The organism is Paenochrobactrum gallinarii (assembly GCF_014205685.1).
In the GTDB taxonomy this organism is placed as follows: Bacteria; Pseudomonadota; Alphaproteobacteria; order Rhizobiales; family Rhizobiaceae; genus Paenochrobactrum; species Paenochrobactrum gallinarii.
Genome location: NZ_JACIIU010000001.1, coordinates 491,609 through 507,027, shown reverse-complemented (window position 1 = coordinate 507,027; position 15,419 = coordinate 491,609). Strand labels below are relative to the sequence as shown.

At 51.1% G+C, this 15,419-nt stretch carries 13 protein-coding genes; 8 read left to right on the top strand and 5 right to left on the bottom strand.

Going from position 1 to position 15,419, the window contains the following annotated elements; all coding sequences use genetic code 11:
- The first annotated feature begins 160 nt into the window (after window positions 1-160).
- A complete protein-coding gene (locus tag FHS77_RS02375; protein ID WP_184219659.1) occupies window positions 161-1,741 on the top strand; it encodes a D-aminopeptidase in 1,581 nt (526 codons plus the stop codon).
- A gap of 132 nt (window positions 1,742-1,873) precedes the next feature.
- Here FHS77_RS02375 and aptA read toward each other — a convergent pair whose 3' ends face one another.
- On the bottom strand, window positions 1,874-3,202 hold the full coding sequence (gene aptA, locus FHS77_RS02370; RefSeq protein WP_184219404.1) for an omega-aminotransferase AptA: 1,329 nt from the start codon (window positions 3,200-3,202) through the stop codon (window positions 1,874-1,876).
- 153 nt (window positions 3,203-3,355) lie between these two features.
- On the opposite strand from aptA, the gene FHS77_RS02365 reads away from it, so the two are divergent.
- Window positions 3,356-3,904: a cupin domain-containing protein gene (locus FHS77_RS02365; RefSeq protein ID WP_184219401.1), complete on the top strand. Its 549-nt coding sequence runs from the start codon at window positions 3,356-3,358 to the stop codon at window positions 3,902-3,904.
- Between the two features lie 71 nt (window positions 3,905-3,975).
- On the opposite strand, the gene FHS77_RS02360 is transcribed toward FHS77_RS02365, so the two are convergent.
- Together FHS77_RS02360 and alr are read right to left on the bottom strand one after the other, a co-directional pair.
- Window positions 3,976-5,229, bottom strand: coding sequence for a D-amino acid dehydrogenase (locus tag FHS77_RS02360; protein ID WP_184219398.1), 1,254 nt, complete (start codon window positions 5,227-5,229; stop codon window positions 3,976-3,978).
- Between the two features lie 56 nt (window positions 5,230-5,285).
- Entirely contained in the window at window positions 5,286-6,413 is a 1,128-nt protein-coding gene (alr, locus tag FHS77_RS02355) for an alanine racemase (RefSeq protein WP_184219395.1), read from the bottom strand.
- A gap of 148 nt (window positions 6,414-6,561) precedes the next feature.
- Between alr and FHS77_RS02350 the strand changes: the two genes are divergently transcribed.
- Entirely contained in the window at window positions 6,562-7,032 is a 471-nt protein-coding gene (locus tag FHS77_RS02350) for an Lrp/AsnC family transcriptional regulator (protein WP_184219392.1), read from the top strand.
- 11 nt (window positions 7,033-7,043) lie between these two features.
- Here FHS77_RS02350 and FHS77_RS02345 read toward each other — a convergent pair whose 3' ends face one another.
- Entirely contained in the window at window positions 7,044-8,192 is a 1,149-nt protein-coding gene (locus tag FHS77_RS02345; protein WP_184219389.1) for an alpha-hydroxy acid oxidase, read from the bottom strand.
- Window positions 8,193-8,329: 137 nt separating this feature from the next.
- On the opposite strand from FHS77_RS02345, the gene FHS77_RS02340 reads away from it, so the two are divergent.
- The 4 genes from FHS77_RS02340 to purU all read left to right on the top strand — a co-directional run bounded on the left by FHS77_RS02340 (window position 8,330) and on the right by purU (window position 12,821).
- Complete coding sequence (locus tag FHS77_RS02340) at window positions 8,330-10,645, top strand: FdhF/YdeP family oxidoreductase (RefSeq protein WP_184219386.1); 2,316 nt, start codon at window positions 8,330-8,332, stop codon at window positions 10,643-10,645.
- Complete coding sequence (locus tag FHS77_RS02335) at window positions 10,642-10,986, top strand: hypothetical protein (RefSeq protein WP_246431192.1); 345 nt, start codon at window positions 10,642-10,644, stop codon at window positions 10,984-10,986. The genes FHS77_RS02340 and FHS77_RS02335 overlap by 4 nt, the downstream gene beginning before the upstream one ends.
- Before the next feature lie 60 nt (window positions 10,987-11,046).
- On the top strand, window positions 11,047-11,826 hold the full coding sequence (locus FHS77_RS02330) for a GntR family transcriptional regulator (RefSeq protein WP_184219383.1): 780 nt from the start codon (window positions 11,047-11,049) through the stop codon (window positions 11,824-11,826).
- A gap of 110 nt (window positions 11,827-11,936) precedes the next feature.
- Entirely contained in the window at window positions 11,937-12,821 is an 885-nt protein-coding gene (gene purU, locus FHS77_RS02325) for a formyltetrahydrofolate deformylase (RefSeq protein ID WP_184219380.1), read from the top strand.
- Between the two features lie 49 nt (window positions 12,822-12,870).
- Here purU and amaB read toward each other — a convergent pair whose 3' ends face one another.
- Entirely contained in the window at window positions 12,871-14,397 is a 1,527-nt protein-coding gene (gene amaB / locus FHS77_RS02320; protein ID WP_184219377.1) for an L-piperidine-6-carboxylate dehydrogenase, read from the bottom strand.
- 107 nt (window positions 14,398-14,504) lie between these two features.
- Here amaB and FHS77_RS02315 point away from each other — a divergent pair, with 107 nt between their 5' ends.
- Window positions 14,505-15,404, top strand: coding sequence for a LysR family transcriptional regulator (locus FHS77_RS02315; RefSeq protein WP_184219374.1), 900 nt, complete (start codon window positions 14,505-14,507; stop codon window positions 15,402-15,404).
- Window positions 15,405-15,419 lie beyond the last annotated feature (15 nt).

The window sequence follows — 15,419 nt, the reverse complement described above, 5'->3', positions numbered from 1 at the left end:
GCTACCAAAGGTCTGATTTGATTATCATGATTTCAGCACAGCTGAGCGCCGCCGCATAGCTTGAAATTTATGACCAAGTGTCATGATGCTATGCGTAAGCCGAATTAGTGATTGTTTTGAAATTATGCCGATGTCTGACGAACCAGAAGAAGTGAACATTATGTCCCGCCACCAATCACCTGCTTTGAAACATCTTGTTGAAATCGAAAAATACGTCAACTCGTTGCCGGATCTTTATAAAGGACCGGGCGGTGCGGTTGCGGTTATTCAGGATGGCGAAGTTGTTTTGAAGCAATGCTGGGGCTATGCGGATCTGGCATCGCGCCGTGAAATCAAGCCGGATACACGCTTTGCTATCTGCTCGGTGACAAAACAGTTTACCTGCGCCACCTTGCTGGATGCTATTGGTGAGCCGGAAGTGCTGGATGCCGCTTTTGCCAAATTCTTCCATGATTTTAAAGACGAACTGCCGACAGTGCGTGAGCTGTGCAACAACCAGTCCGGTTTGCGTGATTATTGGGCGCTGACAGTATTGTGCGGAGCTGACCCTGAAGGTGAGTTTTTGCCGGATGATGCGCGCAAATTGTTAAAGCGCATGCAGCATGTGCAGTTTTTGCACGGTACTGAATATTCCTATAATAACGGCAATTTCCGTATTGTTGACGAACTGATCGAGCAACATACCGGCCGCTCGCTGATTGATCTGATGCGGGAACGGATTTTTGAACCGGCAAAAATGCCAAGCGCAGAATTACGCCCGAATACCGGCACTTTTACCGATTGTGTTGGCTATGTTGGTGATATTGTCACTGGTTTCAAACCGGCTAATAACCGCATTCATTGGAGCGGGGATGCCGGTATGGTGGCTTCACTTGAAGACATGATCGCGTGGGAAGTTTTCATTGATAAAACCCGCGATGATGAAAACGGCATTTATCGCCGCTTGTCACGTCCGCAGTCTTTTGCCGATGGCAGTGCCAGCCCTTATACGATGGGTTTGAAATATGCTGATGCAGGCCAATATCGACTGAGCGGGCATGGCGGTGCGTTGAATGGTTGGCGTTGCCAGCGTTTTCATAGTCAGGACGCGCGTCTGTCGGCCATCATTCTCTTCAATCATGAAAGCAGTGCTTATGGCGCCTGCCTTGATCTGATGCGCGTGGCATTGGGTGAGGTGAAGGCCGCAAATGATACTGCACCAGTTGATGTTGATGCAGCATGGTATGGTGATTATCTGGATGAGCGCACCGGCCTGTCGATCACGCTGTCGAAAGCTTCCGAAGGTCAGATGAAATGCCGTCTTGGTACATCAGCGGAAATAGTGCGTGTGGTGAGCGATACGGAAGCGACCAATGGTCTGACCAGTCTGAAGCGCGATGGTGACATTGTGCATCTGCGCCGTGATGCCGAGAAATTGGTGCTGAGCTGTCAGAAGCTTGTGAAAGCGGAAACACCGAATATTTGCGGCCGTTATTATTGCGGTGAGCTGGATGCAGCCGTGGTGGTCGAAAAAGTCGGTACTGCTTTTTACGCAGGGTTTGAAGGCTTCTTGGGCAAAAGCAACATGCAACCGGTTTATTATGCGGGTGGTGATGTATGGCTGCTGCCATGCCAACGATCAATGGATGCGCCTGCACCGGGGGATTGGACGCTTGTATTTCAGCGCGACACGCAAGGCAATATTGCCGGTATCCGTGTTGGTTGCTGGCTGGCGCATAATTTGAATTATCGCAAAATTTAAATGTGCATAATTTGAATTATCGCAAAATTTAAGTTTGCGTCATGTGCGTTATCGCAAAATCTGATTTTTGCTGAATGGAATAAAAAAGCCGCGGAAGATATTTTCCGCGGCTTTTTGTTTGTTTAGTTTGGCTTATGCAACGCGCTTCAATGCGTCAGCAATGGTCGAAACGATGGTGTCGATCTGCTCTTTTTCGATGGTCAGTGGCGGTGACAATGCAATGGTGTCACCGGTGACGCGGATGAGCAGGCCCTTGTGGAAGCAATCAACAAAGACATCATAAGCGCGGCTGCCGACAGCATCGGGACGCGATGAAAGCTCAATTGCACCAACAAGACCGATATTGCGGATATCGATGACATGCGGCAGATCTTTAAGGGAATGCAATGCTTCCTGCCAATGATCGGCCAGTGAAGCTGCGCGGGTGAGCAGGCCTTCTTCAGCATAGATTTCCAGCGTTGCAATACCGGCAGCGGAGGCAACCGGATGGCCGGAATAGGTGTAGCCGTGGAAGAGCTCAATGGCGTTTTCCGGGCCGGTCATCAGACCATCATAAACCTGACGGGTTGCAAAGACAGCACCCATAGGGATGGCGCCGTTGGTCAGACCTTTTGCAGTGGTGATCAGATCAGGCTCAACGCCAAAATAATCAACAGCAAAAGGCGTTCCGAGACGTCCGAAGCCGGTGATGACTTCATCAAAGATCAGCAGGATGCCGTATTTATCGGCAATTGCGCGCAGACGTTCCAGATAGCCCTTGGGAGGGAGAATAACACCGGCAGAACCGGACATAGGCTCAACGATAACGGCAGCAATGGTTTCTGCACCATGCAGCTGAACCAGACGTTCCAGATCTTCCGCCAGTTCGATACCATGAGCCGGCAAGCCTTTGGAAAAAGCGTTGCGCTCAATGTCGAGGGTGTGGCGCATATGATCGGCAGGGATCTGCGGGAATACGCGACGGTTGTTGACGAGACCACCAACGGAAATACCGCCGAAGCCTACACCATGATAGCCTTTTTCGCGGCCGATGATGCGGGTACGGGTGCCCTGACCAATAGCGCGCTGGTAAGCGATAGCGATTTTCAGTGCGGTATCAACGGATTCAGAACCGGAACCGGTGAAGAAAACGCGGTCAAGCTTCTTGTTGCCTTTGCCCGGTGCAATCGCTGCCAGTTTTTCAGCAAAGTCGAAAGCAATATTATGACCCATCTGGAAGGTTGGCGCGAAGTCCATGGTGGACAGCTGGCGCTCAACGGCTTCAGTAATGCGCTTACGGCCGTGGCCGGCATTACAGCACCACAGACCGGCGGTTCCGTCGAGAACCTGATTGCCGTCAATATCGGTATAATAAACACCCGAAGCGCCTGCGAGAATACGCGGGGATGCCTTAAACTGGCGGTTGGCCGTAAACGGCATCCAGAAATTATCAAGGCTTGGGGCATTGTTTTTGGTCTGCATAGCGATCTCCTCTTTCAGGCACTATCATATTCATGCTTTCTGAGCCGCAACAAGTCCTTTTCTGCAAAAGGCTAAGTCATTGAAAAAACATGTGCAAATTCATGAATGTTTGATATATTCAACATCAGTAACAGTAATCGGAGGAGAAGTGCTGTGAATATGGATATTGGCGGGCGTTTGCGCACCCTCAGAATGCGACAGAATCTCTCGCAAAGAGAGCTGGCAAAACGTGCCGGTGTCACCAATTCCACCATCTCGCTGATTGAGGCCAATCAGAGTAATCCGTCAGTTGGGGCGCTGAAAAGAATTCTCGATGGTATTCCCATCGGTATGGCGGAATTTTTTGCCCTTGAACCGGATGTGCCGCAGACAGTTTTCTACCAGGCCAATGAGCTGGTGGAAATCGGGCGCGGGCCTATTTCCTATCGGCAGGTGGGAGAAAATCTCTTTAACCGTGCGCTGCAACTGCTCAAAGAGCGCTATGAGCCGGGGGCTGATACGGGCAAGGTCATGCTGGTGCATGAGGGCGAAGAGGGGGGGATTGTGATCTCTGGCCGCATTGAAGTGACAGTTGGCGATGAGCGGCGCATTCTGGGGCCCGGGGATGCTTATTATTTTGACAGTAAGCTACCGCATCGTTTTCGCTGTGTGGGGCCGGTGCCCTGCGAAGTGGTGAGCGCTTGCACACCACCAAGTTTCTGATCTTTATTTTAGTAATCAATAATTTAAGCCCGTGATGTTCATAAAGTGATTCATCACGGGCTTTTGTAAAATCAGCCGTAACGAGAAATACCGATATCACTCATGTCGATTTCCGGTTTAACGCCGGAGATCATGTCGGCCAGCGCGCGGCCGGAACCTGCACCCATTGTCCAGCCCAGTGTACCATGGCCGGAGTTGATATAGACATTGTCATAGCGTGTGGCGCCGATAATCGGGGTTGAATCCGGTGTCATCGGGCGAAGGCCAGACCAATAGGTGGCTGCCTGCACATCGCCGCCGCCCGGGAAGAGGTCGGTGACGGACAATTCCAAGGTTGCACGACGATTGGCTGGCAGGTCTTTGCTGAAGCCGGACAATTCTGCCATGCCGCCAACGCGGATGCGGTCACCAAGGCGGGTGATCGCGATCTTATAGCTTTCATCCAGAATGGTAGAAACCGGTGCATTGTCTTCATTGATAATCGGCAGGGTCAGCGAATAGCCTTTTACCGGATAGATCGGAGCATTGAGGCCGAGGCTTTTAACCATTGCACGGGTATAGCTGCCCAGTGCCACGACAAAACGGTCGCTGGTGATGTTGCCCTGATCGGTTTCAACAGCAGTGACGCGGTCGCCGGACTTCAGGAAGGACTTGATATTGACGCCATATTGGAATTTGACGCCCAAGCTTTCGCAGATTTTAGCCAGCTCATTGGTGAATTTGAAGCAGTCACCGGTTTCGTCATTTGGCAAACGCAAACCGCCGACATATTTGTCTTTAACGCGTGCCAGACTTGGCTCAGCCTGTGCACAGCCTTCACGGTCAAGCACTTCAAACGGTACGCCGTCTTTGCGCAAAACTTCCACATCTTTGCCGATGGCATCAAGCTGGGACTGTTCACGGAAAAGCTGCAATGTGCCCTGTGTGCGGTGATCATATTCAATGCCGGTATCAGCGCGCAGCTGAATGAGGCAGTCACGGCTATATTCAGCAATGCGCACCATGCGGGTTTTGTTAACCGCATAACGGCCGCCTGTGCAGTTGGCGAGCATCGACAACAGCCATGTGTACTGGAACGGATCAGCTGTCGGGCGGATGATCAGCGGCGCATGTTTCATAAACAGCCATTTGGCAGCTTTGAACGGAATGCCCGGTGCAGCCCACGGGGATGCATAGCCCGGTGAAATCTGACCGGCATTGGCAAAACTGGTTTCCAAAGCAGGGCCGGTTTCGCGGTCAATTACAGTCACTTCATGACCGGCTTTAGCAAGATAATAGGCGGTGGAAACACCAACAACGCCGCTGCCTAAAATAGTAACTTTCATGGGATGACCCCTTTATTGCTTATAATTTTAACTGTTTAAATGCGGTTATCGGGCGCTTAATCGACATAGATACGTTGATAGCGGCGCCCCAGAGCTGTCAGAATTTCATAAGGGATCGTATCACAATCACGCGCGACATCTTGTAATGATTGATGCGGGCCGATCAGCTCGACCAGACTGCCGAGTTTCAAAGTGCCTTCGGGCAGATCGGTCACATCGAGTGTTATGCTGTCCATCGACACACGGCCGACGATTGGTAAGCGTGTGTCACCATAAAAGGCCGAACCTTTATTGCTTAAACTACGGAACCAGCCATCGGCATAACCAACGGCAATCGTGGCAATGCGCATTGGTTTTGGTGTCACATAGGTGCAGCCATAGCCAACCGGAGTGCCCTGAGGCACATTGCGCACCTGAATGACACGGGCGGAAAGCTCCGCAACCGGCAAAATCGGATGGTTGGGCAGATCAGGGCCGACACCATATAAAACCACACCCGGACGCGCCAGATTGTAGTGGAAGCTTTTATCCTGAAAGCAACCGCCGGAATTGGCAAAAGCCACCGGCATTTTTGGCAGGCGGGCAATGGCTGCCTGCATGGTTTCAAGCTGCTTGGTGTTAAAAGCATTATTAAATTCGTCACCGACAGCCAGATGGCTGATGATGAACTTGATGTCGAGGTGATCCAGCAGATCAAGATGATCAGCTAAATGGTCAAGCTCTTCATGCGAGAGCCCCAGACGCGCCATGCCGGTATCAACCTGCAACAAAGCAGGCAATGTGACGCCGCGCTTGATGGCAAGTTTTTGCCAGTTGGTTAGCTGTTCCAGCGAATTGAGCACCGGAATAATTTGCGCATCGGCGCAAGTTTCTTCGGTCTGTGGCTGCAAACCGTTGAGCACATAGAGTGTGGCATCATCTGCAAGCAATGGGCGCAGCTTAAGGGCTTCGCCCAGATGCGCCACGAAAAAGTCGCGGCAACCGGCCTGATAAAAGGCAGGTGCGACTTTATCAGCACCCAAGCCATAAGAATCGGCCTTCACCACAGCAGCTGCGCGTGTCGGTGCAATTTGCTTGGCAACAGCCTGATAATTATGGCGCAATGCCTTCAGGCTGATTGTCAGGATACCGCCTGCAGCCAGATCATGTTCAGTAGTGGTAAGCTGCATTTTAGAAAGTGACATCAATCATGACCCTGACAGAACAGCAGTAAATTTTACTTGTAACATTATGCTAGTCGAAGATCGTTCGAATATCTTTGCTATCTTTCGAATATTGTGCGATTTATAGTTCGAATTCAGGTGTTTTTCATCTTTTAATGGAAGATTATACATGCCGTCTCTGGATAGTATCGACCGTAATATCATTCGCAGCCTGCGCCGTGACGGGCGCATGACCAATAGCCAGCTGGCGGCTGAGGTGGGATTGTCGCAATCGGCCTGTTTGCGCCGTGTTCAGATTTTAGAGCAATCAGGCGTCATTCGCGGCTATACGGCGATTGTCGGTTCCACTGATGGTGATGAGCGTCTGGTGGCGATTGTGCGTATTACGCTTGACCGGCAAACGGAGGAATATCTCAATCGTTTTGAAGAAGCGGTGCGCCGTCATCCTGAAATTCAGGAATGTTATTTGATGACGGGCGATGCTGATTATATTTTGCGGGCGGAGGCAGAAAATGCCGCCGCCTATGAAATCATCCATAAGGAAATCTTGTCACGCTTACCGGGTGTGGCGCGTATTCATTCCAGTTTTTCCATCCGCACTGTTTTGCTGTCGAAAGCGCCGAGCCAGCAGCGTACGTGATGAAAAGCCGCTTACTCCCACGGGTTAACCTGCAAAATTGAGCGATCAATGGTTTCAATATCGCGCTTGCCGCAAAGTGCCATGCTGATATCCAGCTCATTGCGGATAATCTCAAGCGCTTTGGTCACGCCTTCTTTGCCCATGGCACCAAGGCCATACAGAAAAGGCCGGCCGATAAAAGTGCTGCGGGCACCAAGTGCGCGTGCTTTCAGCACATCCTGACCGGAACGAATACCGCCATCCATGTGAATTTCAATCTGGTGGCCAACGGCATCAACAATTTTCGGCAGCATGGAAATGGATGAGCAGGCACCATCCAATTGTCTGCCGCCGTGATTGGAAACAACAATCGCATCAGCACCGGTTTTAGCGGCCATACGGGCATCTTCCGCATCCAAAATGCCTTTGAGGATTAGCTTGCCGCCCCATTGCTCTTTGATCCACTCAACATCATTCCAATTGAGCTGCGGGTCAAACTGTTCGGCTGTCCAGACTGCCAGTGAGGAAAGGTCGGTGACGTTTTTGGCATGTCCGGCAATATTGCGGAAGGTGCGGCGCTTAGTGCCGAGCATTTTAACACACCAACCAGGGCGTGTTGCCATTTGCCAGATGTGATGCGGGGTAAATTTAGGTGGAGTGGAAAGGCCGTTACGCAAATCTTTGTGGCGCTGGCCTAAAATCTGCAAATCAAGCGTTAGCACAAGCGCCGAGCATTTCGCCGCTTTAGCGCGTTCAATCAGACTTTTAACAAAGTCGCGGTCACGCATCACATAAAGCTGAAACCAAAATGGCTTGGTGGTAACCGATGCCACGTCCTCAATCGAGCAAACGCTCATGGTGGAAAGGGTAAACGGCACACCAAAAGCCTCTGCTGCCTGGGCTGCCAGCATTTCACCATCGGCATGTTGCATGCCGGTGAGGCCGGTTGGCGCAAGTGCCACCGGCATTGCCACTTTTTCGCCAATCATGGTGGTTTCAAGTGAGCGGTTGGTCATATCGACCAGCACGCGCTGGCGCAGCTTTATCTTTTTGAAGTCGTCTTCATTGGCCTGATAGGTCGATTGGGTAAAAGCGCCGGAATCCGCATAATCAAAAAACATTTTCGGAACCCGCCGGCGGGCAAGTTCTTTCAGGTCTGCGATTTCCAGTATTTGCCCCATAGTATCTATCCCTTTTTCTAAAATAGTCTTTAGAGAAACATGGATAGCATTAATTGCCAAGGTGGATAAACTACTATTCAATGAAGATAATAATTGGCAGAGTAATAGCCGGGCGGGACGTATAAAGAGGGAAGAGCATGAGCAAATGCAACGGCAAAACCGACTTTATCGGCAAGGCTTCCAAAGCGGCTGGCGGATGGGGTGCGCTTAAAAGCTCAGGCAAGCAAATCTTGCAAAGTGGTGCTGCTCTTACCAATGTCCGTACCATGCTGAAAGCCAATCAGCCCAATGGCTTTGACTGTCCGGGCTGTGCTTGGGGCGATCCGGAACATGGCTCTTCATTTGAATTTTGCGAAAATGGCGTGAAGGCGGTTGCGTGGGAAGCCACGGGACGACGCACCACACCAAAGTTTTTTGCAACCCATACAGTCAGCGAATTGCGGGGCTGGACGGATTATGATCTGGAACATACCGGCCGCTTGACCCATCCGATGCGTTATAATACGCAGACGGATCAATATGAAGCGATTGACTGGGATGAGGCTTTTGCCGAAATCGGCGCGACTTTAGCGGCGCTTGATAGCGCGCATCGCGCCGAGTTTTACACATCTGGCCGTGCCTCCAATGAGGCGGCTTTTCTTTATCAATTATTTGTGCGTGCCTATGGCACTAATAATTTTCCTGATTGCTCTAATATGTGCCATGAGGCCAGCGGCGTTGCGCTGAAACAATCGATCGGTGTGGGCAAAGGCACGGTCTTGCTGGAGGATTTTGAAAAGGCGGATGCTATTTTTGTGGTCGGCCAAAATCCGGGCACCAATCATCCGCGTATGCTTGCTGATTTGCGCCGTGCTGCTGAACGAGGGGCGCATATTGTGGTGCTTAATCCGGTGCGCGAACGCGGGCTTGAGAGATTTGCCGATCCGCAAAACAAGCTGGAAATGATTACCGGTGGCAGTGAAGCGATTGCCAGCGATTATCTGCAACCGCGCTTAGGTGGCGATCTGGCCGCATTTCGCGGCATGTCAAAAGCGGTTTTTGCTGTCGATGATGCTGCATTGGCGCGGGGTGAAAAATCCGTGCTGGATCATGCGTTTTTGAGCAAGCATACGGTTGAATTTGCAGCTTATCGTGCAGCAGTAGAGGCGACCAGTTGGGAGGCGATTGAAGATCAGTCCGGCCTGATGAGGGCGCAGCTTGAAAATGCCGCTCAGATTTATCTCCGTTCCCGTAATGTCATTACGACATGGGCAATGGGAATTACCCAGCATCGCCATTCGGTGATTACCATCCGTGAGATTACCAATTTCATGATGTTGCGCGGGCATATCGGGCGGGAGGGTGCCGGTCTTTGTCCGGTGCGCGGCCATTCCAATGTGCAGGGAGATCGCACTGTCGGTATTAATGAAAAACCGTCGCAAGCGTTTCTTGATGCCTTGGAGCGTGAATTTGATTTTGAAGTGCCGCGCGTGGAAGGTCATAATGTGCTGGGCGCGATTGGCGCCATGCTGGATGGCAGCGCTAAAGTTTTCATTGGTCTGGGTGGTAATTTCGCCCGCGCCACGCCGGATAGTCCGGTGATTGCCAAAGCATTGAGCGGTCTGGATCTGACCGTACATGTGGCCACCAAGCTTAATCATTCGCATCTTTTGCCGGGCAAAAAATCTTATATTCTGCCATGTCTGGGGCGCACCGAAATTGATATGAACTCCAAGGGTGTGGCTCAGATTGTAACGGTCGAGGATTCCATGAGCATGGTGCATGGCTCCGGTGGTATCAATCAACCGGCGTCAAAATTACTGCGCTCGGAAATCGCCATTGTTGCCGGTATTGCCAATGCCACTTTGGGAGCCAAACCGGTCAATTGGCTGGAATTGGCCGATGATTATGATCTGATCCGCGATCATATCGAGCGGGTTCTGCCCGATTTTTATGATTTTAATAAACGGGTGCGGGTGCCGCGTGGCTTCCATTTGCGCAACAGTGCAGCGGAGCGCGAATGGAAGACGCCAAGCGGCAAAGCCACTTTCTGGACGGGTGCGATGCCGGAGGCAGTGGAACACCAGCAGGCGCGTGGTGTTGCAGGCCACTCCGTGTTGCAAACCTTCCGCAGCCATGACCAGTATAATACCACCATTTACGGTATGGATGATCGCTATCGCGGCGTTTATGGCGAGCGTCAGGTGGTGTTTGTCAATCCGGCTGATATGGCAGAAATAGGCGTGGAAGCCGGTGACAGAGCCGATATTATCGGCCAGTTTGATGATGGCATTGAACGGGTGGCTGAAAATTTCCGCTTCGTGCCTTATGATATTCCGCGCGGCTGTGTGGCTGGTTATTATCCGGAAATGAACGTGCTGGTGCCATTGGTGAGTTTTGGTGATGAAAGTTATACGCCGACATCTAAATCGGTGATCGTGACATTCCGTAAAAAAACAAAGCTTGCCGCATGAGCGAGCACGAGGCAATCCCGACAGAAATTTTTGACACGATTCAACTATCTGATTTAACTCGGTATTTTGTTGAGCTGGTTGAATCAATCGAGGCAAAAGGCCTGCCTTTAACGCGTCTGGGCGCGGGTATCGTGGCGGCATTGCTGCTGGATGCTGCGCATGACAGCCGCACATTTGCGCGGCTTTTTGAAATAGAACATGCGCTGGTGCTGCGGGAGCTTGCCAATCTGGCAGCGGAAGACGGTTTTTTGACAATTAGCCGCCGGGATGAGCGCACCCAACGCAGTTTTTATAGTTTGAGCGAAAAAGGTGAGGCACTAAAAGCGCAATTGATTATCTGACTTGTTAAAAATGAAAACTGCTCTTGCTAAATGGTTCCATACAGGTTCTATTTGTCTGTCATGGAACAGGTCAGTTTAAAAGAAGCGATTGAGTTGACGGGCTTGCGCGAGCAGGAACGCAGCGGGCCGCTTTATAAGCATCTGGCATCTGTTCTCAAAAAGCTTATCCAGCAAGATGTTTTGCCTGCCGGCAGTGCCCTGCCGCCGGAGCGTGAATTGGCGGAAATGCTCGATATCGGGCGTGTCACTGTGCGCAGCGCTTATAAGATTTTGGCCGATCAGCGATTGATTGAAACGCGGCACGGCAGTGGCCGATATATAGCTGAGCGTCCGGCGCGTATCAGCCAGCCTTTATGGAAACTGACATCTTTTTCGCAAGCTATTCTGGCGCGTGGCAAACAGCCTGAAGCTAAAACGCTGGATATTAAAATTGATTATCCGAGCGCGGATGAAGCACAGATTTTACAAATTGAGCGCAGCGCCCAGATAGTGCGTTTACATCGTTTGCGGCTGGTGGATCAAATGCCATTGGCGCTGGAATGGGCCGTTGTGCCACGCCATTATTTAGGCGATGAGCTTGATAATATTCGTTCACTTTATAAGGCTTTTATGGCGCAGGGCTATGAACCGGTGCGCGCGCAACAGCGCTTTCAGGCGGTGGCGCTGGACACGAAAAATGCCCGGCTGTTAAAAACGCCACCTAATGCACCGGCCTTGTTGATTGAGCGGGTGTCATATCTGGCCACAGGTGAAGTGGTGGAGCTTACACGCACAATGTATCGCGGCGATGCCTATGATTTTGTCGCGGAACTTAGCATCGGCGAGCATCACGACCGATAAATTTCCAAGATTACTCTTGCGGGTGCAATGTGGGCAGTGCATTACAGCTGCGATGCAATTTCGAAGTGCGCTCCGGGTGGAGGAGTGTGGGGTTTTATTGAGGAAATACAATGCATAATTATGTTCTAACGGTAAGCTGTCGTGCGTCCCGCGGTATTGTTGCTGCGATTTCGGGCTATCTGACGGCTAAGGGTTGCAACATCATTGATAGTGCGCAGTTTGATGATCTGAAACATGGTCGTTTTTTCATGCGTATTAGTTTTATTTCCGAGGAAGGGGCAGGGCTGGAGGAGCTGCGCAGTGGCTTTGCCGAAGTCGGCGCGCCTTTTGATATGCATTTTGAATTTCATGATACCAATGAGCGCATGAAAGTGCTGCTGATGGTATCGCGCTTTGGTCACTGCCTGAACGATCTGCTATATCGCTGGAAAATCGGCGCGCTGCCGATTGATATTGTCGGGGTGATTTCCAACCATTTTGATTATCAAAAAGTGGTGGTTAATCATGATATTCCGTTCCACCATATTGTGGTGACGAAAGACAATAAGGTTGAAGCTGAAGCCCGCATGATGGCTATTGTTGAGGAAACCGGCACCGAGCTGGTGGTTTTAGCACGTTATATGCAGATTTTATCGGATGATCTGTGCCAGAAAATGTCCGGCCGCATCATCAACATCCATCACTCTTTCTTGCCATCGTTTAAGGGTGCTAATCCTTATAAACAGGCTTATGAGCGTGGCGTTAAACTGATTGGTGCAACTGCACATTATGTCACGGCTGATCTCGATGAAGGCCCGATTATTGAGCAGGATGTGGCGCGTGTGACCCATGCGCAAAGTGCTGCTGATTATGTGTCGATTGGCCGTGATGTGGAAGCGCAGGTGCTGGCACGCGCCGTCCATGCCCATATCCATAATCGCACATTTTTAAATGGTGATCGCACGGTGGTGTTTCCGGCAAGTCCTGATTCTTATGCTTCCGAGCGTATGGGTTAAACCTATTAAAAAAAAGCCCCGCATTTGCGGGGCTTTTTTATGCATGTGATTATTCAATGTCGAAGGATACGCCTTGCGCCAATGGCAGGGCTTTTGAATAATTGATCGTATTAGTGGCGCGGCGCATATAGCCCTTCCATGCGTCAGAACCGGATTCTCGTCCGCCGCCGGTTTCTTTTTCACCGCCGAATGCACCGCCGATTTCTGCGCCCGATGTACCGATATTAACATTGGCAATGCCGCAATCAGAGCCTTCTGCTGAGAGAAAGCGTTCCGCTTCCTGCAAATTCAGCGTGAAGATGGAAGATGAAAGACCAGCACCAACAGCATTGTGCTTTTCCAGCACATCATCAAAATCGCTATATTTCATCACATAGAGAATCGGTGCGAAGGTTTCTTCTGTTACGGGCGAGGTTTGCTTTGGCATCTCGACCAAAGCTGGCTTGGCATAATAGGCATTTTCAAGCCCAAGATCGACGCGGTTGCCGCCGGTGATTTTCCCGCCTTGTGCTTCAGCCTTTTTAAGGCTTTCCTGCATGGCATCAAAGGATTGTTTGTCGATCAGCGGGCCAACAAGCGCAGAACTGGTGAGCGGGTTGCCGACGGACACCGATTGATAGGCTTTTTGCAAGCGCGGTACAAACTGATCATAGATGCTTTCATGTACGAACAGGCGGCGCATGGTGGTGCAACGCTGACCGGCAGTGCCCATCGCACCAAAGGCAATGGCGCGCAAGGCCATATCCTGATCGGCTGACGGGCAGACAATACCGGCATTATTGCCGCCAAGTTCCAGAATGGAACGGGCAAAGCGTTTGGCCAGACGCGGGCCCACTTCGCGCCCCATACGGGTGGAGCCGGTGGCGGAAACAAGCGCTACTTTTGCGTTGTCGACAAGGGCTTCCCCCATCACTCGGTCACCAAGCAGTACAGAGGAAAGATTTTTCGGCGCATCACCAAAGCGTTTGAGCGCGCGCGCTAAAAGCGCATCACAGGCAAGCGCTGTGAGCAGGCTTTTTTCGGATGGCTTCCACACAACACTATTGCCGCAGACAAGCGCTAAAGCGGTGTTCCATGCCCATACGGCAACAGGGAAGTTGAATGCGGAAATAACACCGACAACACCCAGCGGATGCCATGTTTCCATCATGCGGTGGCCGGCGCGTTCGGTTGCGATGGTGAGGCCGTAAAGCTGACGGGAAAGGCCAACTGCGAAGTCGCAAATGTCGATCATTTCCTGCACTTCGCCCAGGCCTTCAGACGTGATCTTACCGGCTTCAATAGAAACGAGACGGCCGAGATCGTCTTTGGCGGCGCGCAGTTCTTCGCCAAAAAGCCGGATCAATTCTCCACGACGCGGTGCAGGCACCATGCGCCATTCTTTAAAGGCAATATGAGCTGCATCAATAATTTGTGCGGCATGGTCGGCTGTGTGTGCCGGGATGGTTGCGATTTTTTCGCCGGTAACAGGCGTGTAAGCGTTGAGATTTCCGCTGCTATAAAGAGAGCTATGTACACCCAACCGTGTCAGAATCTCTGCGGTTTCTGTTTTTACATCACTTGTCACGCTGCTCATGGGTGCTTTCCTTTAGTCACAATCGGTCTTCATGAATTTATAGTATTATATCAGCGATTTTTAGCCTAAGATTGCAATGAAAATAACTATGTTGATGCGAGATAGGAATGAAGCTGAACCGTCGGCTGATACCGGATATCGGCAATTTACAAGCTTTTGAGTGTGCGGCGCGTCACGGCAGTTTCACGCAAGCGGGCTTGGAACTTAATCTGACACAAAGCGCTGTAAGCCGCCAGATCAAAGAGCTGGAAAACCAGCTGGGCGTGCTGTTATTTGAGCGGGTACGCCAACGCATTTTATTGTCCGATGCAGGGCAGAAATTTTTACCCGAAGTGCGTCGCTTACTAAGCCAAACGGAAGATACAATGCTGCGGGCGATGGCGTCGGCACAGTCAACATCCGGTTTGAGCATCGCCACTTTGCCCACATTCGGTAATCGCTGGCTGATGCCAAGACTGCCTGATTTTACCAAAAATCACGAAGGCATTGCGCTGCATATTGCCTCGCGCTCGACGATTTTTGATTTTGACGAGCAGCCTTTTGATCTGGCTATTCATTATGGCAAACCGGTTTGGGCGCATGCGAGTTGTACTTATTTGTGCAGCGAAATGATTGTGCCGGTGGCATCACCCGCGTTTCTGGCAGGACGCAGCTTTGATGCGCCGCAAGATTTACAGGCGCAAGCGCTGCTGCATTTGGAAACACGGCCGAAATTATGGGCGCAGTGGTTTGAAATGTGTGATTGCGAAGTACAATCCGCCTATCATGGGCATCGTTTTGATCAGTTTTCGATGGTGATTGGTGCGGCCATTGCTGGCATGGGCGTGGCACTTCTGCCGCTTTATCTGATTGAGCAGGAATTGCGTGACGGGCAATTGCAGGTGCTGTTTGACCGCCCAATGCAGACGGATAATGATTATTATCTGGTGGTGCCGGAAGGAAAACTTGATAATCCGCTGACGCAGATATTCTGCCAATGGATTTTGGGGCAGGTGCAGAAGAAATAAAAAACGGGCTTGTCA